23 protein-coding genes are annotated in these 24811 nt (G+C 42.8%); 7 read left to right on the top strand and 16 right to left on the bottom strand.

Features of this window, described 5'->3' with window-relative positions; all coding sequences use genetic code 11:
* Window positions 1-229 precede the first annotated feature (229 nt).
* Both O4M77_RS09295 and yaaA read right to left on the bottom strand, forming a co-directional pair.
* Window positions 230-418 carry a hypothetical protein gene (locus O4M77_RS09295; protein ID WP_004784216.1) on the bottom strand — a complete coding sequence of 63 codons (189 nt, stop codon included), beginning with the start codon at window positions 416-418 and terminating at the stop codon, window positions 230-232.
* A 478-nt stretch (window positions 419-896) separates the two neighbouring features.
* Complete coding sequence (gene yaaA / locus O4M77_RS09300; RefSeq protein ID WP_323713380.1) at window positions 897-1679, bottom strand: peroxide stress protein YaaA; 783 nt, start codon at window positions 1677-1679, stop codon at window positions 897-899.
* 122 nt (window positions 1680-1801) lie between these two features.
* On the opposite strand from yaaA, the gene O4M77_RS09305 reads away from it, so the two are divergent.
* The gene (locus O4M77_RS09305) at window positions 1802-2434 is read left to right on the top strand and encodes an alpha/beta hydrolase (RefSeq protein WP_159123226.1); all 633 of its coding nucleotides are present in this window, start codon (window positions 1802-1804) and stop codon (window positions 2432-2434) included.
* A gap of 32 nt (window positions 2435-2466) precedes the next feature.
* Here O4M77_RS09305 and O4M77_RS09310 read toward each other — a convergent pair whose 3' ends face one another.
* The 5 genes from O4M77_RS09310 to pheA form a co-directional block, all read right to left on the bottom strand.
* Window positions 2467-3012, bottom strand: a complete 546-nt coding sequence (locus O4M77_RS09310; RefSeq protein ID WP_323713381.1) for a GNAT family N-acetyltransferase — start codon at window positions 3010-3012, stop codon at window positions 2467-2469.
* Entirely contained in the window at window positions 3000-3365 is a 366-nt protein-coding gene (locus O4M77_RS09315; protein ID WP_166136040.1) for a hypothetical protein, read from the bottom strand. Before O4M77_RS09315 ends, O4M77_RS09310 begins: the two co-directional genes overlap by 13 nt.
* A 100-nt stretch (window positions 3366-3465) precedes the next feature.
* On the bottom strand, window positions 3466-5712 hold the full coding sequence (locus tag O4M77_RS09320; RefSeq protein ID WP_323713382.1) for a bifunctional prephenate dehydrogenase/3-phosphoshikimate 1-carboxyvinyltransferase: 2247 nt from the start codon (window positions 5710-5712) through the stop codon (window positions 3466-3468).
* A gap of 3 nt (window positions 5713-5715) precedes the next feature.
* A complete protein-coding gene (gene hisC, locus O4M77_RS09325) occupies window positions 5716-6807 on the bottom strand; it encodes a histidinol-phosphate transaminase (protein WP_125279072.1) in 1092 nt (363 codons plus the stop codon).
* 66 nt (window positions 6808-6873) lie between these two features.
* A complete protein-coding gene (gene pheA, locus O4M77_RS09330; RefSeq protein ID WP_166136034.1) occupies window positions 6874-7983 on the bottom strand; it encodes a prephenate dehydratase in 1110 nt (369 codons plus the stop codon).
* A 487-nt stretch (window positions 7984-8470) separates the two neighbouring features.
* On the opposite strand from pheA, the gene O4M77_RS09335 reads away from it, so the two are divergent.
* Entirely contained in the window at window positions 8471-8989 is a 519-nt protein-coding gene (locus O4M77_RS09335) for a DJ-1/PfpI family protein (protein ID WP_180018496.1), read from the top strand.
* Between the two features lie 82 nt (window positions 8990-9071).
* On the opposite strand, the gene O4M77_RS09340 is transcribed toward O4M77_RS09335, so the two are convergent.
* On the bottom strand, window positions 9072-10214 hold the full coding sequence (locus O4M77_RS09340; protein ID WP_005236468.1) for an acyl-CoA dehydrogenase family protein: 1143 nt from the start codon (window positions 10212-10214) through the stop codon (window positions 9072-9074).
* Between the two features lie 167 nt (window positions 10215-10381).
* The gene (locus O4M77_RS09345) at window positions 10382-11725 is read right to left on the bottom strand and encodes a dicarboxylate/amino acid:cation symporter (RefSeq protein WP_323713383.1); all 1344 of its coding nucleotides are present in this window, start codon (window positions 11723-11725) and stop codon (window positions 10382-10384) included.
* Between the two features lie 414 nt (window positions 11726-12139).
* On the opposite strand from O4M77_RS09345, the gene O4M77_RS09350 reads away from it, so the two are divergent.
* Window positions 12140-13141, top strand: a complete 1002-nt coding sequence (locus tag O4M77_RS09350; RefSeq protein ID WP_323713384.1) for a glycosyl transferase family protein — start codon at window positions 12140-12142, stop codon at window positions 13139-13141.
* 59 nt (window positions 13142-13200) lie between these two features.
* Here the strand turns inward: O4M77_RS09350 and O4M77_RS09355 are convergent, their stop codons facing one another.
* Together O4M77_RS09355 and O4M77_RS09360 are read right to left on the bottom strand one after the other, a co-directional pair.
* Window positions 13201-13473: a YeaC family protein gene (locus tag O4M77_RS09355; protein ID WP_004784238.1), complete on the bottom strand. Its 273-nt coding sequence runs from the start codon at window positions 13471-13473 to the stop codon at window positions 13201-13203.
* Between the two features lie 2 nt (window positions 13474-13475).
* Complete coding sequence (locus O4M77_RS09360) at window positions 13476-14414, bottom strand: NAD(+) kinase (RefSeq protein ID WP_125279078.1); 939 nt, start codon at window positions 14412-14414, stop codon at window positions 13476-13478.
* A 191-nt stretch (window positions 14415-14605) separates the two neighbouring features.
* Here O4M77_RS09360 and mrcB point away from each other — a divergent pair, with 191 nt between their 5' ends.
* Window positions 14606-16996 (top strand): penicillin-binding protein 1B, encoded by a 2391-nt coding sequence (mrcB, locus tag O4M77_RS09365; protein WP_180011682.1) that lies wholly within the window; start codon window positions 14606-14608, stop codon window positions 16994-16996.
* A 14-nt stretch (window positions 16997-17010) separates the two neighbouring features.
* A complete protein-coding gene (locus O4M77_RS09370) occupies window positions 17011-17559 on the top strand; it encodes a tetratricopeptide repeat protein (protein WP_180069000.1) in 549 nt (182 codons plus the stop codon).
* Window positions 17560-17600: 41 nt separating this feature from the next.
* On the opposite strand, the gene O4M77_RS09375 is transcribed toward O4M77_RS09370, so the two are convergent.
* Window positions 17601-18500 (bottom strand): NUDIX domain-containing protein, encoded by a 900-nt coding sequence (locus O4M77_RS09375; RefSeq protein ID WP_125279081.1) that lies wholly within the window; start codon window positions 18498-18500, stop codon window positions 17601-17603.
* 138 nt (window positions 18501-18638) lie between these two features.
* Here O4M77_RS09375 and hemP point away from each other — a divergent pair, with 138 nt between their 5' ends.
* On the top strand, window positions 18639-18809 hold the full coding sequence (gene hemP, locus O4M77_RS09380; protein WP_004784247.1) for a hemin uptake protein HemP: 171 nt from the start codon (window positions 18639-18641) through the stop codon (window positions 18807-18809).
* 86 nt (window positions 18810-18895) lie between these two features.
* Here hemP and O4M77_RS09385 read toward each other — a convergent pair whose 3' ends face one another.
* From O4M77_RS09385 to O4M77_RS09400, 4 genes are all read right to left on the bottom strand, one after another.
* Entirely contained in the window at window positions 18896-20221 is a 1326-nt protein-coding gene (locus O4M77_RS09385) for a sensor histidine kinase (protein WP_323713385.1), read from the bottom strand.
* Window positions 20218-20889, bottom strand: a complete 672-nt coding sequence (locus O4M77_RS09390; RefSeq protein WP_180002863.1) for a response regulator transcription factor — start codon at window positions 20887-20889, stop codon at window positions 20218-20220. Before O4M77_RS09390 ends, O4M77_RS09385 begins: the two co-directional genes overlap by 4 nt.
* Window positions 20890-21026: 137 nt before the next feature.
* Complete coding sequence (locus O4M77_RS09395; protein ID WP_034170733.1) at window positions 21027-21392, bottom strand: NirD/YgiW/YdeI family stress tolerance protein; 366 nt, start codon at window positions 21390-21392, stop codon at window positions 21027-21029.
* 95 nt (window positions 21393-21487) lie between these two features.
* Window positions 21488-23245 carry a GspE/PulE family protein gene (locus tag O4M77_RS09400; protein ID WP_323713386.1) on the bottom strand — a complete coding sequence of 586 codons (1758 nt, stop codon included), beginning with the start codon at window positions 23243-23245 and terminating at the stop codon, window positions 21488-21490.
* A 212-nt stretch (window positions 23246-23457) separates the two neighbouring features.
* Here O4M77_RS09400 and O4M77_RS09405 point away from each other — a divergent pair, with 212 nt between their 5' ends.
* Window positions 23458-24723 (top strand): MgtC/SapB family protein, encoded by a 1266-nt coding sequence (locus O4M77_RS09405; RefSeq protein WP_323713387.1) that lies wholly within the window; start codon window positions 23458-23460, stop codon window positions 24721-24723.
* Window positions 24724-24811 lie beyond the last annotated feature (88 nt).

Here is a 24811-nt window from a genome sequence, read left to right on the forward strand (position 1 = left end):
TGCAGCTTTTTTCATCATTAGAATCAAATACTTAATTTAAGTAAATTTGATCTAACTTTATCTTTTGCAAATTATAACACATTGATTTCTGATTGCTTCTTAGAATTTATATTTTATTAAAAATTAATATAAGTTAGCTCTATTATTATTAAATTTTCTTTTATTTATTATGATTTTATTTTTATCTTTTTACCTGGTTCTCCTGATCAAAGAGCTTAGTGCAAATCTATTACGGTCTGGGCCGATTTGCATTCAGCAATTTAGTTGAATGTTGTACTTCTTTCAGAATCTGATGAAGCTCTTCATGTTTTCTTGTTTCGGCCTGTTGGTGAACACAATAACCGAGTAAACCCACCATCAGCACAAAAATAGGAATCGTATAAATTTTCATTTTTGTAGTTGAGTTGTGTAACAGCATTGAAATTATGCTAACAAAATAACAATAAAATTGTGACATAGTTTACAAATAACTCGATAAAATGCAGTTTTTCAATTATTTAGAGTTTTTATATTCTTCATTTTTTTTATACTTCTTATTCAATTAATCATAATTTTTTGAGCCATATTTTTTTATTTTTTAGTCATTTTTTGAATATTAAAAGAAATTAATTGATTGATTCTATTTTTTATTTTTTTAGAAATTTGTCTTTACTATATAAATTTATCGATTGAAAAATATCTTTTAAAGCTCACTATAGCTTTCATTATATTATTTAGCTTTTCTTCTAAAAAATTTATCCATTTCCTGTCAAAAATTCTTCTAAATAAATGATATTTTGAAAGTTCCTTCCCTATTTTTTAATTTTTATTCAATTCAACCTAATATTGCTAAACTTAAATTTACCCAAGACTTTTAAGAAAATTTCTTCATTCAGTCTTGGGTGAATCTTTTATCTTTAAGCAGCTAGCTGCTCATCACGTTTAAATACCAACTCACCTTTTAGTGAACTTTCAGCATCAAAATAATACCCATCGGTATTAAAGGCTTTTAAGTCTTCAGTTCGTTTAATCTGGTTTTCAATGATAAAGCGCGCCATTAAACCACGAGCTTTCTTGGCATAGAAGCTGATGACTTTATATTTACCATTTTTCTGATCTAAAAATACCGGCTTGATGATTTCAGCCTGAATTTTGCTTTCTTTCACTGCCTTGTAATATTCATCCGAAGCAATATTGACCAGAATTTCAGACTCTGCTGCTGCCAGGTCATGATTGATCAGATCAGTGATGGTATGTCCCCAGAACTCGTAGAGATGAGCACCACGTGGGTTAGTCAATTTGGTTCCCATCTCCAGACGGTAAGGCATCATTAGATCCAGCGGACGCAATAAGCCATAGAGGCCGGATAACATACGCAGATGGTTCTGTGCGTAATGAATCTGATCCTGCTTTAACTGGTAAGCATCCAGACCGGTATAAACATCCCCTTTAAAGGCAAAGATTGCCTGACGAGCATTGGAAAAATCAAAATCCGGCTGCCAGTCTCTGAAGCGTTCCACATTCAAATTGGCAATTTTTTCACTGACGCTCATTAAGCTGGCAATTTCAGTTGCTGATAACTTGCGGGCAACTTCTATCAATTCCTGGGAATGTTCCAGCAATCTTGCCTGAGTAAATTGATCGGTAGGTAAAGGCGTTTCGTAATCTAGAGTCTTGGCTGGAGAAATTAAAGCAAGCATAGCAACCTGGTTAAAAAATGATTAATCAAACTATATCAGTAGACTTATTTTAATTCCAATTCATGTTTTTATTTATCATAATCGTTAAAATAGAAAATTCTCCTGCAATTTATCGGTTTTCTATGTCCGAACCAATCTTCCTCCAAGGCCCTGCTGGCCAACTTGAGGTTTTTGTGGATTATCCTCAGGGTGAAGTGAAAGGATTCGCGATTGTTTGTCATCCCCATCCATTACAAGGTGGCACACCACAACATAAGGTTCCGGTGTTACTGGCACAAATGTTTTTAGAGCGTGGTTGTGTTGTCTATCGTCCAAGTTTCCGTGGTTCTGGTCAAAGTGCCGGTCTGCATGATGAAGGCTTTGGTGAAACGGATGATATACTTGAAGTCATTAAATATGCGCGTCGCCAACATATTGGCCTGCCTTTCTTTGCAGGCGGTTTCAGTTTTGGCGCACATGTCATGGCCAAGTGTTACGCTGCCCTGCCCGTTGAACTGCAACCTTCAAAAGTGATTTTGTGTGGTCTACCGACTGCAACCGTAGCTGGCCTACGTCACTATGTTACTCCACAGATCAAAGGTGATATTTTATTTATCCATGGTGAAGCGGATGATGTCACGCTTTTATCCGACATGATTGAATGGGCCAAGCCTCAACGTCATCTGGTCACGATCTTGCCTGGCGCAAACCATTTCTTTACCGGTTATTTAAAACAGCTTCGGATTGCGATGAGCCGTTTCCTCGCATTAAGCTGATCAAAAAAACCTCATCGAATGATGAGGTTTTTTTATTCAGAAATAAAATCTTTAGCATGAATTTCATAAATTACAGCCCGATATTTAGGTTTATCTAGGTGGTTGGTAATTTTTCCACCTACACGTTCTGCAATTTTTCGGCTAGCCCAGTTTTCTTCGGCTACCGGATAGCTCAAAGCTTTGATCCCTAATGTATTGAAAGCATAGGCCACAATGCAACGTACTGCCTCATGTCCATAATGATGACCATGCGCCTTTTCACGAATCCAGATACCCACTTCAGGTATTTCATCATGCAGTCGATGTAAACCACATAGTCCGATAAATTCATGTCTTTCAATATGACGGATCACAAAGATATATTCTTTATGATCAGCCATATTGTTTAGCCAGTTTTGCCAGACTGTTGCAAATATCTGTTCAGATTCCGGTGCATCCCATGCCATAAAACGGGTCAGACTCGGGGTAATCGAGGCATAGGCTTCCGTAGCATCGGATGACTTAAAATAATCTAAAACAAGACGTTCACTTTGCAGTATGGGTGAAAGTCTTTGAATCGGTTGAACTAGTTTTTCCACTCAAACTCACTAAAACTTTCTTGTTCTTTCAGTGATGCTTCAACGGCTTGTGCCAACTGATTTAATAAACTTTGTTCTGTAATCCGGTCCAGCCAGTCCTGCTCTTCATCCGGGTAAGAGGCAATTTCACAAATCAGGTGCCCTTCCTGATCTCGTGTCTCACAGCTCACTGATAATGGCAACTCATGTTCATCGACACTTACAGCCACTTGTGCCCCACTTTGCGCCAAAGTCTTAAAGCCATATTTACCGAGCTCTTCCGTCAGCAGATGTGCCACATATTCCTGAGTCTGCTGACTGCCCTGTAATTGTTGCTGGCTCTGAGGATTGGCCATAAATTTTAATTTTCGCATTGCTACATCCAAATGGCTTTTTTGTTGTATGGTTTTAGCATAAGCCAATATAAACAAAACAGCCAAGCAAAAGCTTGGCTGTTTCATGTAAATTTTAGAATTATTCTGTCACTTCAATCGCCAGACCAGCTTGAGAAGTCAGTTCAGTGAAGGTTGGGAAACTGGTTGCGACAGTTTCAGTCCCAACAATCTTAATTTCACCTGAGTTACGCAGACCTGCGATTGAGAAGCTCATGGCAATACGATGATCATGATGCGATTCAATTTCACCACCGGTAAAGATTGGTGACCAGTCGCCTGTCTTGCCTTTACCTTCGATAATGATGCCATCATTAGTCGGTGTGCAGTCAATGCCCATGGTTTTTAGGCCATCTGCCATCACCTGGATACGATCCGATTCTTTGACGCGCAGTTCGGCAGCACCTGTCAGGATGGTTTGACCTTCAGCACAAGCTGCCGCTATAAACAATGCCGGGAATTCATCAATCGCCAATGGCACTTGATCTTCCGGCATATGAATGCCTTTTAAGGTACGTGTACCGCGAATACGAATATCTGCAATCGGTTCACCGCCAGCGATGCGTTCATTTTCAACGCTGATGTCGGCTCCCATCTGTTTCAGGATTTCGATGACACCAGTACGGGTCGGGTTAATGCCTACCGCTTCCAAAGTCACATCGGCATTTTCAGTAATCGCTGCACCGACCATAAAGAAAGCAGCAGATGAAATATCCGATGGTACTTGGATATTGGTACCCACCAGTTTGCCGCCACCTTGCAGGGAAATACGGTTAGCTTCAGTTTTTACGTCATAACCAAACGCACGCAACATACGTTCAGTATGGTCACGGGTTGGTTCAGGTTCAGTCACTGAAGTTTCGCCCTCAGCCCAAAGACCCGCTAGCAAAATCCCAGACTTCACCTGAGCCGATGCCATTGGCAAGTCGTATTGAATACCTTTCAGGTTTTGATTACCGGTAATCGATACTGGTGGTGTACCACGTTCACCCGTAGTTTGAATCTGTGCACCCATCAAACGTAATGGTTTAGCAATACGCTCCATTGGACGTTTAGACAGCGAAGCATCACCGGTCATCACCGAGTCAAATTTTTGTGCTGACAGCATACCAGACAGCAGACGCATCGAAGTACCTGAGTTACCCATATACAGTGCAGACTTCGGTGCTTTCAGGCCGTGCATACCCACGCCATGAATGGTCACTTCACCATTTTTAGGACCTTCAATGCTTACACCCATATCACGGAACGCCTGTAAAGTTGCAAGGGCATCTTCCCCCTCAAGGAACCCGGTCACATGCGTTGTGCCTTCAGCGATGGCACCAAACATGATGGAACGATGTGACACAGATTTGTCACCTGGCACGGTAAATTTACCCTGGAACGTCTTGGCACCTGGTTGAATGGTAAATTGTTGTGTCACTTTATTTTTCTCCATGAGAGGTTTCTTGGCGAGCATATGATTGAAGTGCTGGCGAGCCGCCTGCGCATGCCCCAATAAGCCCATTAAGGCTTGAGAATCTTGATCTTCAATCAGCTTGCGGATAATCGCGAGTTGAGCTTCAAAGCCGTCCACGGCATTGAGAATCGCCTTTTTATTGGCAAAAAAGATGTCATGCCACATTTGTGGATCACTGGCGGCAATACGCGAGAAGTCGCGGAAGCCACCGGCAGCATAACGAAAAATATCCAGATTGTCTTCGCGTTTGGCCAGTTGTTCGACCAGGTTGAAGGCCATCAGATGCGGAAGATGACTGGTATGGGCCAGCACTTCATCGTGCTTTTCCACATCCATACAAATCACTTCCGCCTTTGCCGCCTGCCACAGTTGAATCAGTTTCTCGACCGCCCATTGTCCGCTGCTTGGCAACGGTGTCAAAATCACCTTGTGATTAGCGAACAGATCCACCTTACCCGCATGTACACCAGTATGTTCTGCACCCGCAATTGGATGCCCCGGCACAAAACCGGCTGGTAGATTTTCACCAAATACGGCTTTGGCTGCTTCTACCACATTACCTTTGGTACTACCCACATCGGTGATAATGGCTCCCTCAGCCAGATATGGCTTGACGGTTTCCAATACCTTTTGCGTTGCACGAACAGGTAAAGCCAGCACCACCAGGTCTGCACCTTGAACAGCTTCTACAGGATCTGCATAGCCGTCTGAAATCAGACCAAGTGCCTTGGCATCTTCCAAGGTTTTTTGTGAGCGGGTCGATGCCACGATGTCATTGGCTAAATGCTCGGCCTGAATGACACGCGCCAGGCTTGAACCAATCAGTCCAAGTCCGATAAAGGCAACTTTTTCAAACAGTGGCTGCGACATAACTTAAGCTTTCGCCTCTAAGCCAAGTACTTTGCCTAATGCAGCAAGAAATTTGGCATTTTCAGCTTCAGTACCAATCGATACACGCAGGTGATTTGGAATACCCACTGGACGTACGATCACCCCTTCTTTCAACAACTTGTTAAATGTTTCTGCTGGGTCAGCCTGTACATCAACCAAGATGAAATTCGCGCGTGAAGGTACATAGTTCAGGCCTAAAGCTTTGAAACCCGCTTCTAGCTGTGCCATACCCGCCTTGTTCACTTCACGAGATTTCTCGATAAATGCTTCATCTTTCAGAGCAGCAACCGCAGCCACCATCGCTAAATGGTTGACGTTGAATGGCTGACGGATACGGTTCAAGTAATCAGTCACTTCAACAGATGCCAAAGCAAAACCAACACGCAGCGCAGCCAGACCATAGCACTTAGACAGCGTACGGCTGACAATCAGGTTTGGATACTGTTTCAGGAATTTCAGGCTATTGAAGTTTTCCGGGAAATATTCCACATAAGCTTCGTCCAGTACCACGATCACATTCGCAGGCACTTTCTGCATAAATGCTTCAAATTCAGCTTCTTCGAACCAGGTGCCTGTCGGGTTGTTCGGATTGGCAATAAAGATCAGTTTGGTGTTGTCTTTTACCGCAGCCGCCATCGCTTCAAGGTCATGCGAAAAACCTTTAGCAGGTACTTCGATCGCTTCGGCATTAATCGCTTGAGTTACCAGTGCATATACCGCAAACGCGTGCTGGCTATACACCACAGAATCTTTTTCAGAAACAAATGCGCGGGCAAATATTTCAAGTAAGTCGTTTGAACCATTACCCAAAGTAATCTGGTTATGATCAAAACCGAATTGTGTCTTGATCTGATCTTTCAGGATAAAGCCACCGCCATCAGGATAACGGCCAATTTCCGCCAGTTCCGCAGCCACTGCTTCTTTGACTTTATCTGAACAGCCCAGCGGGTTTTCATTTGAAGCCAGTTTCACGATATCAGTGATGCCCAACTCACGCTCAAGTTCACTGATCGGTTTACCTGGTTGATATGGCTTTAATTTAGAGATGCCTTCATTGGCTGGGACAAACGACATTTTATACTTCCGATTTACAGATGAAACAGTGGTTAGCACCCTCGCACTAACCACGAAAGGCTGCTTTTATAAAACAGCTGCAGGATATGAACCAAGCACGCGGACTTCTTTCACAAACGGACGAATTTCTTCGATCGCAGCTTTAACATTTTCCTGCTCAATATGACCTTCAAGATCGATAAAGAATACATAAGCCCATTTTTCAGGAAGTGCAGGTCGAGTTTCAATACTGGTTAGACTAATGTTGTGTTTGGCAAATGGAGCCAGAATTTCCAGCAATGCACCGGCACGGTCATGTGCAGACACCAGTAATGAAGTTTTATCATTGCCGCTTTGTGGCACTTTTTCACGGCCAATCACCAGGAAGCGTGTCGTGTTCTCTGGGTTGTCTTCAATATTGCTGTGCATAATCTCAAGATTATAAATATTCGCAGCAATTTCAGAAGCGATCGCAGCAGAATGCCATTCATTCTGAATACGGCGTGCCGCTTCAGCATTTGAACTGAGTGCCACACGTTCTACACCTGGATAATGGGCATCCAGCCATTGACGGCATTGAGCCAGAGTCTGCTGGTGTGCATAGATCTGTTTAATACTGTCCTTACGGGTATTTTCAGAGATCAGGAACTGGTGATGAATAGGTAATTCTACTTCGCCAATCACATTCAGATGCGAAGTCTTGAAACAGTCTAAAGTGTGGTTCACTACCCCTTCAGAGGAGTTTTCAACAGGCACCAGACCATAATGTGCACTGCCCGCTTCTACTTCACGGAACACTTCATCAATAGTCGGTAATGGACGAACCACAGCATCATGACCAAAATGTTTCAATACTGCTGAGTGTGTGTAGGTACCAACAGGTCCCAAAAATGCAATACTTTGCGGTGCTTCAAGCGCCAAACAAGCCGACATGATCTCGCGGAACAGACGTGCCATCGTCGTATCTGACAATGGTCCTTCATTGCGCTCCATAACATTGCGCAAAACCTGTGCTTCACGTTCCGGACGGTAAAACAGCGGATTTTCTTCAGATGCGAATTTCGCTTTTGCTACAGCCTCAGCCAAACGTGCACGACGGTTAATCAATTGCTGGATTTGTTGATCAACTGAATCGATATCTTCACGAATTTTAGCCAAATCTAAAGAAGCCGTTGTGTTTTGATCGTCGTTGATCATCGTGATGTCGCCCTTCATAAACCTTATCTGTGCAGTATAACAATTAGTGCGCTGCAAATGTTACACAATATAACTTTAGTAGATTAATTCTTAAAAACAGGGATTTGATTTTAACCGTTCATCGCTTTAGTCATATCTGGTAACATTTCTTTCAGCATTTTCGCATCTTTTACATTATCAAATTGTAAACTTTGCCCGCCCATCTTAACTGATTTTTATCAAGATGAAATATCACTATTTCTTAATCTACATAACGATTTTAAGCATAAGAAAATAAAAATAAAGCCATCTCGATTCCTCTAGTTTAACTACTTAAAATCTGAGTGACAGTTCACAATAAAATGCACATAGAAAACTGTTTTTTTGATCATTTTCCTTTGATTTAATTGGATTTTTTACACTAAATCACTATTTGGTTACAAAGCAGAGACGTTTTTTAAACCTTAAATCGCTAGTCTAATTTAAAACTATATTGGGGGTGCCTATAATGCCAAAAAGAATAGCGGTACTTGTAACGAATAATTTTGAAGATCTTGAATATACTGAACCTGTTGCAGCCTTACTTGCTGCAGAGCACAGTGTCTGTAATATTGAACTGCATGCCGGAAAAGTCGTACATGGACTACATGGCCAGTCGAGTGTAATCATTGATCGGGGAATTGATCATATCAGTATTGAGGATTTTGATGCCCTACTCATTCCAGGCGGTGAATCACCAGTGTCCCTCGCCAACGATACGCGAGTCTTACATTTCATTCAGGCTTTTAATGAGGCCAAAAAGACCATCTTCAGTCTTTGTGACGCATCTTTATTACTCAGTGAAGCAGATGTTTTAAAGAACCGCATCATTACCAGTATCCGTGCGCATGCACCTCGGGTACAACATGCAGGTGCGACTTATTATGATGTTGAACTGGTCAATGACAATAATCAGCTGATTTCATCTCGAGTGCCAAATGATTTGCCAATTTTTATTCATGAATGTCTGGATGTACTAAAATCTTAAAATAATAAAATATCTAGATTTCAAGAATATTCTTTCTATAAAAAAAGAGTCCATTTCGGACTCTTTTTTTATCTGTTGATTTTTAACGTCCAAGCAGACCACGTGCAACAATTTCTTTCATGATTTCATTGGTACCGCCATAGATCCGTTGAATGCGGGCATCAACAAAGAAACGCGAAATCGGATATTCAGTCATATAGCCATAACCACCAAAGAGCTGAAGCAGATTGTCAGCAACTTTCATTTGCATATCTGTTGAGAAGCTCTTTAACGCTGCTGCCGTTTCAACATCCAGCTTGCCTTGCATATACAACTCAACATTCTGGTTATAGAAAGCTGCTGTTGCCAGCTCGTCAATCTTGGCCTGTGCCAGTACAAAGCGGGTATTCTGAAACTGACCAATCGCCTGACCAAAGGCCTGACGCTCTTTGACATATTGAGTCGTTACATCAATCGAGCCACGAATGGCGCCCAGTGCAGTAGCAGCAATAGCAGTACGTTCACGTGGGAGTTCCTGCATCAGATAGACGAAGCCCTGACCTGGCTGACCCAGCAACTGATCTTTCGGTACTTTGACATTATCAAAGAACAGCTCTGAAGTATCCTGTGAATGCAGACCAATCTTGTCCAGATTCTTGCCTTTTTTAAAGCCTTCCAGATGCGTATCCACCAGCATCAAAGACACACCTTTGGCGCGTGCTTGTGGATCGGTTTTCACGGCTAATACGACTAAGTCAGCATGCTGACCATTGGAGATAAAAGTTTTAGAACCATTCAACAGATAATGGTCATCCTGCAAGATGGCATTGGTTCGCATGGCTTGCAAATCAGAACCTGCACCCGGCTCAGTCATGCCAATCGCACCCACTACCTCACCAGATACCATTTTCGGTAACCAGTATTTTTTCTGTTCTTCAGTACCAATATGCAGGATATACGGCGCTGCGATATCCGAGTGACAAGACAGACCGGTTGAGATTGCGCTATAGCCTGCTCGAGCTGACTCTTCAATCAACATCAGGGAATAGTGAGTCGGAACACCGTAGCCACCATATTCTTCCGGGACATCGACACATAAGAAGCCATTTTCACCCATCGCATTCCAGACTGAACGCGGCATCATGCCTTCACGCTCCCACTCTTCATAGTAAGGCGCTACATGTTCATTCATAAAGCGTTTGAAATTGTCGCGGAAAAGTTCCAGGTCAGCATCGTAAGCCAGCATTCTTTTATCCTTATCGTGTTTATCGTTTTATTTCCTGTGCACAGGCTAACTATTTTTATAAAGGCTGTCATGTGCCTGACCTGTTTTTTCGCTAACTTCACAGTCAGATAAAAATAAAAAAAGGAAGCCGAAGCTTCCTTTTTATGACCTACAAGACGAACTCAAACTTAAGGAGCGTTGTTGCCTTCCTGCGCCATTTTTTCATCAATTTCAGCCGGATTTGCTAATGCATAGTTCAGCTTGTCCATGTCTAACTGACCAACCCATTTTGCTACAACCAGAGTCGCCAAAGAGTTACCGACCAGATTAGTCAAGGCACGGGCTTCAGACATGAAGCGGTCAATACCGAGAATCAAGGCCAAACCTGCAACCGGAATATTACCTACAGCGGCTAAAGTTGCTGCCATCACGATAAAGCCTGAGCCAGTTACACCCGCTGCACCTTTAGAAGAAATAAGCAATACGAGAAGCAAAGTAATCTGGTGAGACAAATCAAGTTGCGTATTGGTCGCCTGTGCAATGAAGATTGCCGCCATTGTCAGGTAAATCGAAGTACCATCCAGGTTAAACGAATAACCTGTTGGAATGACCAGACCTACCACTGACTTTTCTGCACCTGCAAGCTCAAGTTTTTTTAACATACGTGGCAATACAGATTCAGACGATGAAGTACCGAGTACAATCAACAGCTCTTCACGAATCAGGCGAATCATCTTGATAATGCTAAAGCCAGTAAAGCGCGCAATTGAACCCAGCACAATAAAGATAAACAGCAAACAGGTGATATAGAAGCAGATGATCAACTGGGCCAATTGCGCCAGAGAACCGATCCCATATTTACCGATCGTGAAAGCCATCGCACCAAATGCACCAATAGGCGCAAGTTTCATGATCATGTTCACGATGTTAAAGAACACATGTGAAATCTGATCTACCAGTTTAAGAACTGGCTTACCTTGTGCACCCAGTTTGTGTAATGCAAAACCGAACAGGATCGCAAATAAAAGGACTTGCAGGATTTCACCTTCAGCAAATGCACCAACCACCGTATTTGGAATGATATTCATAAAGAAATCAACGGTAGACTGAGAAGCACCCGACTCTACATATTTAGAAATCCCGGCCGTGTCCAGCGATGCCGGATCAACATTCATCCCAACGCCTGGCTTGGCAATATTAATCACCAGAAGACCAATGATCAGTGCCATTGTTGATACGATTTCGAAGTAAAGTAGCGCGACACCACCAGTTTTACCGACTGATTTCATGCTCTCCATGCCTGCGATACCGCTAACCACGGTACAGAAAATCACAGGTGCGATGATCATTTTAATTAAACGGATAAATGCATCACCCAGTGGCTTTAGTTGTTCGCCCAGACCTGGAACATATTGTTCTGCACCATTAATGATTTGTGTACCACTTGGCGAGAAATGTCCGACGAGGATACCCGCAATAATGGCTACAATCACTTGAAAATAAAGCGACTTATAAATTGGTTTTTTAGCCATAACCTTACTTCACGATATACTTCTAACCAGAAGCAATATTCAGTTTTCACTTATTTTTAAAAAACAAGCGTCCAATACTTCATTGTCTGAAACAAAAAAGTGCCTATGTATCAAAAAATTAATCTGATACTGAAATTAGAATGTGTATGTACGTTTAACAATCACAGGAACACCGATCTTTAAGAAAAGTCAGTGCATTGATCAGGAGATAAAGCAAACACAAGAATTGCGTGAAATTTTAACCGCTTTTTAGACTTTTGTTTAACCCGAAATGTTAAATTTGCCTAAATACTAAACAATACTTCTTAGACTATAGTCTTATAAAACTCTAATAATTCTGCAAAATAAGAAGGTGAAATACCAATATCAGCGTAAAATATGCCAATACTTGATGAATATGACTGATCTATCTGTATGAACACAAAGCGAAATATTTATAAAGATACCGAACATCCTTTTGCCCAGTTTATTCGTATTATTGGCAAGGGAAAAAATGGTGCACGTTCTTTAAGCTATGAAGAAGCCTATCAGGCTTTTAGCATGATCCTGAAAAATGAAGTACTGGACGTACAACTGGGCGCTTTTCTGATGCTATTACGCGTCAAAGAAGAATCCGTTGATGAACTCGCAGGCTTTGTGCAAGCGACCCGGGACCAACTGAATTTTAAGGCGCTTGATGTTGATCTGGACTGGTCATCTTATGCAGGTAAACGCAAACATTATCCTTGGTTCATTCTGGCTGCGCTTACCCTTGCTAAGCATGGCTATAATATCGTGATGCATGGTGCTTCAGGTCATACCTTGAATCGGGTCTATACCGAACAGGTACTTAACTACTTAGGCTATCCGATCTGCCAAAATGATGTTGAGGTGGAACAGCAGCTTAAAGACAAACATTTTGCTTACCTGCCATTGGAGGTGATCTCTCCAATTCTGGCTGAGTTGATCGGGCTACGTAATGTCATGGGCTTACGCTCTCCGATTCATACGCTGGCACGCCTGATTAATCCATTTAATGCCAAAGCGACTTTACAAGCCATTTTCCACCCTGCTTATCGTAGTTCACATCAGCAGTCCGCTTATAAGTTAGGCTATCAAAATAGTGCAGTCATTAAAGGTGAAGGTGGTGAGTTCGAACGTAACCCGGATGCCAAAACTTTAATCTGTGGAATTAAGAATGGCGAACTTTATGAGCACGAATTACCAAAACTGACTGACAACCGTAGTCCGATTGAAGAAGAGCTGGATCTAGCTGTGTTTAAGCAAGTATGGGAAGGTCAACGCTCACATGAATATGGGGAAATCGCAGTGGTTGAAACTATGGGCATTGCACTGTATACCATGGGCGAATATGACAGCTATGAAGCGGCGATGCAAAAAGCCAGAGAACTCTGGAATAGCCGTCTTTCAGTTTGATCAAACCAAAAAACAGACATTAAAAAAGACCACATCTGTGGTCTTTTTTTCGGTTTCGATTAAACGAAACGGATCGGTTTAAATTCCGGCTCATTTTTGTGATGATCATCATCACATTGTTCGCCTTCTTCTTTAGTGCCACGATCGATATAACCGCTACGTTCGGTTTCTGGCAGGTTTTTCATTTCCCAGGCATAGACAGCCTGCATACAGGTCTGACGCTGCTCCTGAGTCAGTGCTACACCATTTGGCCATTTGCCAATTTCAATGGCTGTTCTTAAGCGTTCTACAATCTCAGGATTGAGTACGGCAAGCATTTGTTCAATATTCATATTTAATCCTGCTTAAGATAGTCGAAGTCCTGATTCCAGCCCAGTTTGGTTCGACATGCATTATAGAAGTCATAACCTGGCGGATGCAGAAGATTCAGTTTAAAGGGATGCTTACGAATATGGACGCTATCGCCAACATTCAAAGACACACTGTGTTGTCCATCCGCACTCACCATCGGCAGTACGCGATTTTCACGAATCATCAGTTTAATTTCACTATGCCCTCCGACTACAATCGGACGTGAAGACAAGGTATGCGGATGCATCGGCACCAGCACAATTGCATCCATGCTTGGATGCACAATCGGTCCACCACCGGACAGTGCATAGGCTGTCGATCCGGTCGGTGTAGATACAATCAGACCATCACTATGCTGACGATAGACATATTGTCCATCAATATTCAGCTCGAAATCAATCATGTGTACCGATTTGCCCGAGTGCAAGACCACATCATTCAGTGCAATCGCATCATAGATGATTTCACCTTTGGAGCGAACTTCCATTTCCAGCAGGAAACGGCGTTCTGCCTGAAAATCACCTTTTAATACCTGATCCAGTTTAAAGATGACTTCAGTTGGCTTGATATCGGTCAGGAAGCCCAAACGACCACGGTTCACCCCGATCACTGGCGTATTGTATTTTACCAATGCCCGCGCTGCATGTAACAGTGAACCATCCCCACCTACCACAATGACTAGATCAACCACTTCACCCAACAAGGCGCGGCTAACTGTTTGGGTATTCTGATAAGGAACCAGTTCAGCTGTATCTGCATCAAAAACAGGATGTAGACCTAAATTGAGCAGATGATCGTGGATCAGGCATAAGGTTTCAACCACTGAAGATTTATCCGGGCGTCCAATCAACCCGATATTTCGAAATGTCTTGTGGGAAATTTGCACCAGTGTCGTCGCTCCGCTTCGAATCCTGCTTATCATAACATTAAGCTTGAATAGGATGACAATTTATAACATGACAAAGCTGTGCAGGATTGAATTGAAATAGATTGAAATTAAGGAGAAAATGTGAAGTTTAATTTTAATTTTAATCTCAATAATTGATTAAATATTGCAAAATAATGAAAAGCTTCGCATGATTAGCACAATTTCACAGGGTCTTATCGTCATTTATGAAATCTGAACGAGGTATGGGGTTCATTGCCTTAATCTTCTCCATTCTAGTCATTTCTGCATTTGTAGCATTTAGTATCTATTTGATTAAATTAGATAATATTGTGCGTGAAAAATTTGAAGGCCAACGCTGGGATATTCCGGCCAAGGTTTTCGCACGCCCGATGGAAGTGTATGTAAATGCCCCGGTCAGCCAGCAGGATTTCCAACAAGAATTAAAATTACTGGGTTATAAAGGTTCGGACAGCTATACCAAATCGGGCAGCTTTGTCAGCACTGGCAATACCATGTATGTGCATACCCGTGGCTTTGATTTTGGCGATCGCGTTGAACCTGAACAGGTATTGAAAGTCAGCTTTAATGGCGATCAGATTGCTGAAGTAAGTGCGACCAAACCCTCTTCTAGCGGGATTGCCCGTCTGGAACCTTTATTGATTGGTGGTATTTATCCACAGCATAATGAAGACCGTGTGCTGATTAAGCTCAATAAAGTGCCTAAACCGTTAATTGACGCATTAATTGCCACTGAAGACCGTAATTTCTACAATCACCATGGTGTATCTCCACGCGGGATTGCACGTGCAGTGGTAAGTAATATTACTGGTGGTAAACGTCAAGGTGGTTCAACCCTCACCCAGCAGCTGGTCAAGAATTTCTACTTAACACCAGAACGCACCTTAAAACGTAAGGTGAATGAAGCCTTTATGGCAATGCTGATTGAATTGCATTATGGCAAAGATGAGATTCTGGAAGCCTATTTAAATGAAGTGAATCTGGGCCAAAATGGCAACTATTCTGTAAACGGTTATGGTCTGGCTTCACAATTTTATTTTGGCTTGCCGTTACGTGAACTGAATATTTCTCAACAGGCCTTTTTAGTCGGTCTGGTACAAGGTCCAAGCCTGTATAACCCATGGCGTAATCCTGAACTTGCGAAAAAACGTCGTGATGTGGTTCTAAATAATATGCTGGTAATGGGTAATCTGACCCAAGATCAGTATGAAACAGAAACTGCCCGTCCGCTGAACGTCATTTCCAAACCAACTTTAGGCCCTGCTCGCTTCCCGGATTTTCTGGATATCGTTCGCCGTCAGTTGCGTACCGAATATCAGGAAACTGATTTAACCAACCAGGGTCTGCGTATTTTCACAACCTTAGATCCATTGGCACAAACCCGAATTCAAGACAGCTTTAAGGAAAGTGTAGCCCGTTTAAGCAAAGCCAATCCAGGCCGTCTAAAAGATTTGCAGGGCGCTGTTCTGGTCGCACACCCTGAAAATGGCGAACTGGTTGCAGCGGTAGGTTCTACCCAGGACTTTACCGGTTTTAACCGTGCTTTAGATGCCAAGCGTCAGGTGGGTTCATTACTCAAACCGGTGATTTATTTGACAGCACTAGAATCGAATCGTTATCACTGGGCCAGTCCAATTGAAGACAGTCAGATCACCATTCAAAGTGATGGCAAACCCTGGACACCGAAAAACTATAGTGGTAGCGCACATGGTGTAGTACCGATGTCTCTTGCCCTGTCACAATCCTATAACCTGTCTGCGGTACGTTTGGCACAGGAATTTGGCCTGTCGACCTTTATTAACCATCTGCAAAAATTCGGTGTGACTTCTGACATTCCTTCTTATCCATCTATTTATTTAGGTGCAGTAGACATGTCACCGATGGAAGTGATGAATATTTACGGTAACTTCGCAACAGGTGGCTTTAAATATCCGGTGAAATCGATTCGTTCTGTAGTCGATGCGAATGGCCGCTCGCTTGAACGTTACAGCTTAAGTGTTCAGCCGACGATTGATCCAGCATCAGCCTATGCTCTGAATTATGGTTTACAACAGGTCATGTCGAGTGGTACCGGTCGTTCTGCCTATAACAGTTTGCCACGCAACCTGAATCTGGCGGGTAAATCGGGTACGACAAACGATACCCGTGATTCATGGTTTGCAGGTTATTCTGGCAACTATATGACAGTGGTCTGGTTAGGTCTGGATGACAACAAAGTCACTGGATTAACCGGTTCTTCAGGTGCACTTCCGGTCTGGACCAATGTCATGAAACAGCTGCATCAGAAGCCGGTGAATCTGGCTCAGCCTAATGAAATTGAATGGCACTGGCTGGACCGTTATACAGGTAAACTGACTGCCCAAGGCTGTGATGGTGCCATGTATATTCCGATTTCACGTCATGCCTTGCCTAATCAGGCAACTGCTTGTGGCATCTCGCATTACGCCACTGAACCTTATACGATTGATTCAGAACCTTCACCAGAAGATGAGGAAGATGATGATCTCAGTCGTTATATACAAGAAAGTGAAACAGAAATAGAACGCGAAGTTGCTAAACAAACCCGTATTATCGCGAGTGGAAGTTATAGCCAATAATTGAGTCTATGTTTATGTTAAGAAAATTGATTCCTGGTCTGCTCATCCTCGGTCTGGTGGGCTGCCAAAGCATGTCGGAGCCAGAACAGCCTGCGGCTCCTACTAAACCTCCGGTTCAGCAGAAACCAAAACCCTCTACACCTGATGGTGTAGTGATTACGCCCTATGATCGACCGGAGATTAAACGTCAGAAGATTGTGATCCCTGAGCAAAAGCCTCAGGCACAAAAGTTTGATGATGGACGTAACTTACCTGCATTTAAAAAATTGATGCAGCAAACTCAGCAGGCCTATAGCAAGCAGCAATATAATCAAGCTGAAACTTCTGCAGTACAAGCTCAGCGTTTGGCGCCCCAAGCTTCAGAAACTTATCTGTATCTTGGCTTGATCGCAAACCGTAAAAACCAGCCGGCCCGTGCAGATGCTTTCGCCTTACGTGGTTTGAGCTATGCGCAGACCAATGCAATGAAAAAGCAGCTCTGGCAGGTGCGCCTGAAAGCAGCTCAACTGCAAAAAAACACCAAAGCCATTCAGCAAGCTCAGCAGGCCTTAAAGAAATTTTAAGGCCCTGGCGTGAGCCCGGTTATTTATAATAAGTTTCTGACTTAAACATAACGGATCCCTGCAATCCCATAAGCATGCTGGTTTTGAGCATGGTCTAGATCTTCAGCTTTTATACCGCCTAAGGCAAATACAGGAATCTGTACCTGTTCAGCCATCTGTTTAAATTTTTCCCAGCCTAAAGCTGCGGTATCAGGATGTGTTTCTGTTGCCAGTACCGGGCTGAGTAAAGCTGCTTCACAGCCTATGTTTTCTGCATGTTTTAATGCTTCCAGATCGTGACAGGCTGCAAGATAACGATAGCCACCAGCTAACTCCCCTTTTTGCAGTTGCATCAATTGAGACTGTTTCAGGTGAAGCGTACGAATGGTTTGCTGCTGCAATTCATTCAATTGTGACCAAAGTTCCTGATTAATGATCAATCTGGATAACTGATCGACTGGAATCTGCTGTAACTGGCTAATGTGTTCAGGGCTGGCCATTACTCGCCAATACAGCATCTGGTCTGTTTCCAGATTATTCAGGTGACTCAAGTCTTCAGAAATTTTGATCTTTCTCGGCCATTGCAGCTTTTGAATCATGGCCTGATTGGCTTTAGGAAAGTTCAGCTCACTGAGTTCATCCCGGCTATACCAGCGCCAAGGCTGCTTGATTCCAGCTAATTGTTCTGGCTGAACCGAAGCATGGAAAATATGCAGATTGACGATGACATCTTCATATTCATGCGAAATAAAATCAAAAGCCTGCCATTGTTCGATGTCAATTCCGACTTCTTCAATCACTTCACGTCGACATGCCTCTATAGGCAATTCGCCCTGTTCTACTTTTCCGCCTGGAAACTCATATTTATTGCCCTGATGCTGTTTAGCTTCACGCCAACCGACCAGAACCTGATTGTGATGAAATAAAATAGCGATTGCGACATGAATTGTGGCTTTAGACATAATGTTCTGAACTATTGAAGTTTTACAGATTGTAAGCAAATTAGAGTTTTTTATAAATGCAGCAATTATTCGTTGACAGATCTATTCGATAATGATTATCATTTAAATCAATCCAAAACACACCACGGAGTCGACGGAATGAACGCACCATTTAGCCTATTTACCCGCAATAATGATACTCAGCATGCGCTACCGATGTTGCATTCGAACAATTTATTTGCGCTAGGACGAGAAATCCGGATCATGCATGCGGGTGAAGAATACCGTCTACGTTTGACTCGTAACAATCGTCTCATCCTGACTAAGTAATTTAAATACTCCAAAAATAATAAACGTGGGAACAGGCAGTATGAATCAGCGCATACTGCTTTTTTTAATTGCTATATCTAATATCTTTATTCTTCAGATTGAAAAATTAATGAAACTTTAAGCCCACCCAAAACTGACGGCGCATAATCAATCTTGGCCGTATGTAACTGCATAATCTTTTGACAAATCGACAGTCCCAAACCTGAACCTTGTGTTCGCGTGCCCAAGGCGCGGTAAAAACGCTCACCTAAACGTTGAACAACTTCTTCCTGAATTCCCTCTCCCGAATTTTCAATCATAAGTTGTAAATTCTGACCTTCAACTATCGTCCTGATTTCGACCTGTCCCTGCATCGGCGTATAACGAATGGCATTATCAACCAGATTGCGGATACAGCTAAAAATCAGCTCTGCATTTGCTTCAATCACTGCATCTTCAAGTTTTAAGTTCCAGTGGATCTCTTTTTCCTGAGCAAAAGGTTGTAAAGCTTGTAAGACCTCCTGAACCAATACTTTAAGATTCACCTGCTGTTTGGGCAACTGCTCTGCATGTTCTGGATCAAGCCGAGCCAATAGCAGTAAGTTTTCCAGAATCTGCGTTCCGCGGTTGACGTCATTCTGAATCATCTGTAACGCTTGCCTAAGTTGAGCATCTTCCTGATATTTACGTTTCAGCACCTGTAAACGCATTTGAATGGCAGACAATGGGGAACGCAACTCATGTGAAGCATCGGCAGTAAAACGTTGCTCGGCAGCCAATGACTTTTCCAGCCTGCTCAACATGGCATTCAGCTGACGGATAATCGGTTGCAATTCAGTAATCTCAGGATCAGGACTTTGAACCGGACTGAGATCCTGTGCAGATTTAGAACCGATTTCTCGGGAAATTTTATTTAAAGGTCTTAATTGCCGCTTAATGGCAAAACGTAAAATCAGCCACTGTAATATCCATAGGATAAATAAAATCCCGGCGAAACCTAAAGTCGTTTGCCAAAGCTCATCAAAGCGTACCGAAAGCGGTTGTACCACTTTCACTTTCAAGTCTTGATCTTCAGCAATCAGAATGCGAATAAAATGACCATTTTCATAATCAAAGTGAAATCCATTTTTCTGTGCAACTGGTATCTCATAAATCAGTTCATCATCAATTGAAGTGGTCAGTACTTGCTGATTCAGTAGTAAGGCATATTGAATATCAAACTGCTCACTGATTTCATCGACCTGCGCATTTTTGGCTTGATTAACATCTCCCAGAAGTAACTCTGAAATTTCCTCCATCAGGTCATCATGCAGATCAATCGCCTGATAACTGGAAATTCCCAATAACAGCAGCCACGCCAGAAATCCTGCCAGTATGGAACTGAACATGGCATGTTGAATCAGCCGACTTTGCAGGGAAATGGGTGCCTTCATATGGAGGCCTCGGGTTTATGCATCCGGTAGCCCAAGCCACGAATAGTTTTGATCATCTGACTGCCAATTTTTTTACGTAGCTGATAAATAAAGACTTCAATCGCATTGCTTTCGATTTCATCTCCCCAGGCATAGAGTGATTCTTCCAGCTGTTCCCGGGTAATGATATGTTCTGGTTTTTGCATCAGCTTATATAAAATCTGGAATTCTTTTGCAGTCAGATTAATACTCTGCCCCGCCTTCATTACTGTCTTGGCCTGGGTGTCCAGACTAAGATCCTGCCACTGCAGGACATGATTTGGCATTTGCTGTTTTTGTCTGAGCTGGGCACGCACGCGAGCGGAAAGCTCTTCCAGACTAAAGGGTTTTACCAGATAATCATTGGCCCCCAAATCAAGTCCTGCGACCCGGTCATGAATACTGTCCTTGGCGGTGATAAAGATAACAGGTGTATCTTTCTGTTTATTGCGCAAGCTTTTAAGAATGTCGTCTCCGGTTGCATTCGGCAGGCCACGGTCCAGCAAAATACAGTCATACTGATGCTGTTCAATTGCCAGAATGGCATGATCCCCTCGATCGACCCGATCAATTACATAACCGTCCATTTCCAGCCAGGTTTGAATACTTTCCGCCTGAGATTCATCATCCTCTGCCAAAAGAATACGCATGCTATACTCCGCTTGTTTTATCTTTCTATCTTGTCTTGAAAAAGTTTTAGACTCAAAAAAAACCACATGCTTTTTGGTAACTTGCATGTGGTTTTTTGTTGCTGTCTTCAGATTCAGTTCAGGAAATCATGCTGGAATTAGAACTGAACTTGGTCGACATCAATTTCAACACGTTTCGCAGGTTTATAGTCAATGTCTACTTCACCAATGATTACCACAGGTGTTTTAGCTGATACTGGTTTACCTTGCCAAAGTTCATCATCAATTTCGACAGTGATGGTGCCAGTATTGTCACGGAACTGGTATTTTTCATCACCGACAGCTTTTACCACATAACCTTTCAGCTGAACCTTGCTGTCATCTTTCATGGTCAATGCTTGCTTAACTGTAGTCGTTTTAGCAAATGCAGCCTGATTCACCGCAGTTTCACTACTCGCAACTGCGACAGTCCCAATTGAACCCATTAATGCTGCTGCTAAAACAGTATTCATCATCATTTTCATTGCAGTTACCTCTTTTTAAAGTCTTGCCCTGTTTCGATAATGCTATTAAAACAGCCGAAGATGAATTGAATCTTAAGATCGCTTCATCTTTAGAATTAATTTAATGGCACAACTCTTAAGACCTCTTCAAGCGTGGTGACCCCTTCCAGAATCTTGCGAGCACCGGCAATCCGTAAAGGTTCTACCCCTTCTTTTTTTGCCTGCTGACGTAACTGATTCAGGTTAGCATCCGCTCCGATCAATTGCTTGGTGGTCAGGCTAAGCGGCATAAACTCATAAATCCCGATTCGGCCTTTATAACCAGTATGACGACACTCTTCACAACCGACTGCTTTAAAAACAAATTCCGGACGTGGTAAAGGATAGTCCACTGCCAGATGTTGCCATTCCTGCTCATCCAGAAAACTCTCCTGCTTGCAGTGTGGACACAGCTGACGTACCAAACGTTGGGCCAAAACCCCCAGGATAGTCGCTGCTGTTAAAAATGGTTGTACGCCCAGATCATGCAGACGGGTCAGACTCGACGGTGCATCATTGGTATGTAAAGTCGATAGAACCAGGTGACCGGTCAATGCCGCCTGAATCGCCATATTGGCAGTATCCTGATCACGGATCTCCCCGACCATGATAATGTCCGGATCTTGACGCATCAGCGCACGCACGCCATCAGCAAAGCCCAGCTCAATTCCGTTATTGACCTGCATCTGGTTGAAGCTCGGTTCCAGCATCTCGATCGGATCTTCAATCGTGCAGACATTCACCTGCTCAGTCGCAAGCTGCTTTAAAGTGGAATACAGTGTGGTGGTTTTACCAGAACCGGTCGGTCCGGTGACCAGAATAATACCGTGACTATGGCTGGTCAGATTATTCCAGTCATTGAGCAGATGCCCTTCGAAACCGAGCTGCTGAAAACTTCTGACCAGAACTTCTGGGTCAAATATACGCATTACCAGCTTTTCACCAAATGCGGTGGGTAAGGTCGATAAACGCAGTTCTGTTTCCTGCCCTTTTGGAGTCCGAGTTTTTAAACGACCATCCTGTGGTTTACGTTTTTCTGCCACATTCATCCGGCCCAGAATCTTGATTCGGGAAATAACTGCGGTCAAGGTATTGGCTGGCATGTTATAGATGGTATGCAATACTCCATCAATCCGGAAACGGATCTTGCCGGTGTCTTTGCGCGGTTCCATATGAATATCACTGGCACCCTGCTCAAAGGCAAATTGCAGCACCCAGTCTACCAGTTTCACGATATGCTGGTCATTGGCATCCGGATTCTGTGAATCACCCAGTTGCAGTAAGGCTTCTACGCCTTTATTTTCCCGGTCATAAGCAGATGATTTTTGTGAGCCACTGACTGCACGACTCACCTGATAATATTCAACAATATAACGCTGGAGCTGTTCCGGATTGAGCAATACCCGTTCAATTTTTTTTGGTGCAATATTCTGTTCGAGGTTTGAGACCCATTCAGTTTTATAAGGCTGATCTGTAGCAATCAGAACTTTATCTGGTTGAATTTCTACTGCCAGAATACGGTTACGCAATGCATATTCCTGTGACATAACATTGGTCAAGGCCTGCACATCAGCTTTGAGCGGATCGATAATATAGAACATTAAACCGGTTTTTTCTGCCAGCCACTGGCATAAGCGGTTGAGTGTCAAAGTACTTTGAGGATGGGACTGATCAACCAGACTAAAGTGCGCGATCCATTGCAAGGGATGCCATTTTATTTGTTCACGTTGACGATGTGTGGTCTGAACTCGCATCCGGTCACGTTCAGTTATTTTTCCGTCTTTTAAAAGCTGATCCAAACACCAGCCTGTATCAATTTCAAAATCAAATTTCATGATCGATGGTCCCCAAAACTGCCTCCACTATAACAAGTTTTTCCTGTTTTTCGCATTCCATCGCGACTTCCAAACTTAAAAGCAATATTGTTTCTCATAAATGATAAACACATCACATGGGTTTGAGGTCATAACCTTTTTCTGCTTGTCGATGTGTCAATTTTTCGCCTATATTTCAATCAGGATATCTTATTCAATCGCTGAGACCGGGTATGGATTTAAACGTAGTTCCCTTAAATGAAAGTAGTTCCTTTCATGAGCTGCTTACCCTCCTGACCGCCGCCTTAGGATGTGGCTTATTGATTGGTCTGGAACGTGAACGGCATAAACAGCGTGAAGAACAGGCCAGTTTTGCAGGGCTACGCTCTTTTGCGATCTGTGCTTTATTAGGCGCATTGTGCTTTTTATTCGGAATGGCAATGGGTCTGGCCGGTGCACTCATTATTGGCGGTATTGTCATTTTTTCTATCCGAAATCAGATAGAAGACCCTGGGATAACCACTGAATTGGCCTTTATCATGACCTATTTTATTGGGGCGATTTGTCTGTGGAATATTCCTCTGGCTGCAGGACTAGCAGTTCTGATCACGATAATTTTAATGGCCAAACACTCTATGCATAATATTGCCGGACAGTGGATTACTGAGGCTGAATTTAGGGATGGATTACTATTATTAGCCTTGATTCTGATTGGTTTACCGCTAACCCCTGACCGGCCTTTATGGGGTGAAGTACTGAACCCTTATCTGATTTTAAAATTAGTAACTCTGATTCTGGTAGTTCAAGCTTTGGCACATATCGCTAAACGTTTCTTCTCGACTAAAAATGCCTTGATATTGTCTTCAATTGCCTCGGGGTTTGTTTCCAGTACCGCAACTATTGCTCAATTAGGGATACAGGTCCGTAAAGGTGAAATGGATGCAAAATCCAATGCTGGCGCTGCCCTGATGTCATGCATTTCGACATTAGTTCTATTGTTTATTGTAGTAGGAGGCGTTTCCTGGGATTGGCTAAAAATTCTGCTCCTACCTTCATTGGTGGCTATGCTTATTCTGGCTGCATGTGCATTTGTATTATTACATAAAGCTGAACCTGCTAAAAATCAGGAGTCTCCAGAATCTTCTGATAGTAAAATGTTTAGTCTCAAAGAAGCTGTGATTATCGCTGCTGCATTAACCCTGATTCAGGCTGGAGTTTACGGGTTGGAAATATTACTGGGCAATGCTGGTCTTCTGGCTGGTACTTTATTTGCGTCCTTATTTGAAATTCATGCCGCAATGGCCAGTGTGGTCATTCAAGGAGATCCATCCAATACCCGGCTGATCTATGCCCTGCTTTTGGGGCTGGGCGCACATGCTGTAGCCAAGTCAGTCAATGCTGCTGTAACAGGTGGTTTCAAATTTTCCCTGTACTTTGCGCCAGTACAGATTTTGCATATGGCGGTGTTGATTGGTATTTTGTGGTGGATGGTATTTTGATTGTTAAGTATATTTAAATAGTTAATTTTTATATATTTTGCAAATTTAATTTTTATATTTATTCGCTATAATTAGTCTGCTTTATTTT

This window comes from Acinetobacter sp. YWS30-1, from assembly GCF_033558715.1.
Lineage (GTDB): Bacteria > Pseudomonadota > Gammaproteobacteria > Pseudomonadales > Moraxellaceae > Acinetobacter.

What these genes read in the sequence shown, in the direction of transcription:
- mrcB (WP_180011682.1), top strand. Translation starts at nt 14,606, where the DNA reads ATGAAATCTGAACGAGGTATGGGGTTCATTGCCTTAATCTTCTCCATT.
- O4M77_RS09315 (WP_166136040.1), bottom strand. Translation starts at nt 3,365, where the DNA reads ATGCGAAAATTAAAATTTATGGCCAATCCTCAGAGCCAGCAACAATTA.
- O4M77_RS09320 (WP_323713382.1), bottom strand. Translation starts at nt 5,712, where the DNA reads ATGTCGCAGCCACTGTTTGAAAAAGTTGCCTTTATCGGACTTGGACTG.
- pheA (WP_166136034.1), bottom strand. Translation starts at nt 7,983, where the DNA reads ATGATCAACGACGATCAAAACACAACGGCTTCTTTAGATTTGGCTAAA.
- O4M77_RS09360 (WP_125279078.1), bottom strand. Translation starts at nt 14,414, where the DNA reads ATGATAAGCAGGATTCGAAGCGGAGCGACGACACTGGTGCAAATTTCC.
- O4M77_RS09390 (WP_180002863.1), bottom strand. Translation starts at nt 20,889, where the DNA reads ATGCGTATTCTTTTGGCAGAGGATGATGAATCTCAGGCGGAAAGTATT.
- O4M77_RS09335 (WP_180018496.1), top strand. Translation starts at nt 8,471, where the DNA reads ATGCCAAAAAGAATAGCGGTACTTGTAACGAATAATTTTGAAGATCTT.
- O4M77_RS09350 (WP_323713384.1), top strand. Translation starts at nt 12,140, where the DNA reads ATGAACACAAAGCGAAATATTTATAAAGATACCGAACATCCTTTTGCC.
- O4M77_RS09305 (WP_159123226.1), top strand. Translation starts at nt 1,802, where the DNA reads ATGTCCGAACCAATCTTCCTCCAAGGCCCTGCTGGCCAACTTGAGGTT.
- O4M77_RS09355 (WP_004784238.1), bottom strand. Translation starts at nt 13,473, where the DNA reads ATGAATATTGAACAAATGCTTGCCGTACTCAATCCTGAGATTGTAGAA.
- hisC (WP_125279072.1), bottom strand. Translation starts at nt 6,807, where the DNA reads ATGTCGTTTGTCCCAGCCAATGAAGGCATCTCTAAATTAAAGCCATAT.
- O4M77_RS09370 (WP_180069000.1), top strand. Translation starts at nt 17,011, where the DNA reads ATGTTAAGAAAATTGATTCCTGGTCTGCTCATCCTCGGTCTGGTGGGC.
- O4M77_RS09345 (WP_323713383.1), bottom strand. Translation starts at nt 11,725, where the DNA reads ATGGCTAAAAAACCAATTTATAAGTCGCTTTATTTTCAAGTGATTGTA.
- O4M77_RS09385 (WP_323713385.1), bottom strand. Translation starts at nt 20,221, where the DNA reads ATGAAGGCACCCATTTCCCTGCAAAGTCGGCTGATTCAACATGCCATG.
- O4M77_RS09375 (WP_125279081.1), bottom strand. Translation starts at nt 18,500, where the DNA reads ATGTCTAAAGCCACAATTCATGTCGCAATCGCTATTTTATTTCATCAC.
- yaaA (WP_323713380.1), bottom strand. Translation starts at nt 1,679, where the DNA reads ATGCTTGCTTTAATTTCTCCAGCCAAGACTCTAGATTACGAAACGCCT.
- O4M77_RS09400 (WP_323713386.1), bottom strand. Translation starts at nt 23,245, where the DNA reads ATGAAATTTGATTTTGAAATTGATACAGGCTGGTGTTTGGATCAGCTT.
- O4M77_RS09405 (WP_323713387.1), top strand. Translation starts at nt 23,458, where the DNA reads ATGGATTTAAACGTAGTTCCCTTAAATGAAAGTAGTTCCTTTCATGAG.
- O4M77_RS09295 (WP_004784216.1), bottom strand. Translation starts at nt 418, where the DNA reads ATGCTGTTACACAACTCAACTACAAAAATGAAAATTTATACGATTCCT.
- O4M77_RS09395 (WP_034170733.1), bottom strand. Translation starts at nt 21,392, where the DNA reads ATGAAAATGATGATGAATACTGTTTTAGCAGCAGCATTAATGGGTTCA.
- O4M77_RS09340 (WP_005236468.1), bottom strand. Translation starts at nt 10,214, where the DNA reads ATGCTGGCTTACGATGCTGACCTGGAACTTTTCCGCGACAATTTCAAA.
- hemP (WP_004784247.1), top strand. Translation starts at nt 18,639, where the DNA reads ATGAACGCACCATTTAGCCTATTTACCCGCAATAATGATACTCAGCAT.